The organism is Neobacillus paridis (genome assembly GCF_016765675.1).
Classification (GTDB): domain Bacteria; phylum Bacillota; class Bacilli; order Bacillales; family Cytobacillaceae; genus Neobacillus; species Neobacillus paridis.
Genome location: NZ_JAESWB010000084.1, coordinates 1 through 561, shown reverse-complemented (window position 1 = coordinate 561; position 561 = coordinate 1). Strand labels below are relative to the sequence as shown.

Here is a 561-nt window from a genome sequence, read left to right as displayed (position 1 = left end):
TAAGAGCAAAGAAAAGGTTTTATACCTGCGTGAGCGCACATTGGGAGAATTTTTGCTGGAAAATTTGATCCGAACTCCGCAACAAATCGAAGATATGCAAAATGAGGCACTTGCTGCCATCGAATTTGCGTTTTTTTCGCTTGATGAGATGTCGGGGGACCGAATCGGAAATGTGTTGCGCGCCAGCAAGGAGAATGCTGGATCATGCCTAGATGGATTTTCTAATAGGATCGTGCCGGGAAACTCCAAAACTGAGAACAATGAAAGGCCATTCGATGATATGAACACCGGTTTGTGCAAGGAATATCTCAAGTGGAGAGTATTAGGCAAAAAAGAGCCTGAGAGTGAAACCCAAATCGCACAACCTGGTAATGCTATGACCTTTAATGGACTCTTTGCTGTACCTGAAGGAGTTTCGGTCTCGACCTGTCCTGCTTTGCAAGTCATTGCACATAATGTTGTTGTTTCCAGTTGCAATCCTGAAAGGGTTCGTAAGGTTGAACGCTTTTCTCCTCTCGAAAGAGCTTTGGAGGAGTTTAAGGTTGGATGGCGCGCTTTGAG

Annotated in this window: 1 protein-coding gene; it reads left to right on the top strand. The window is 44.9% G+C overall.

Annotated features, from left to right (window positions below; translation table 11 throughout):
- Positions 1 to 561: hypothetical protein (locus JK635_RS05975; RefSeq protein ID WP_202653075.1), on the top strand; the 561-nt coding region annotated here is incomplete at both ends.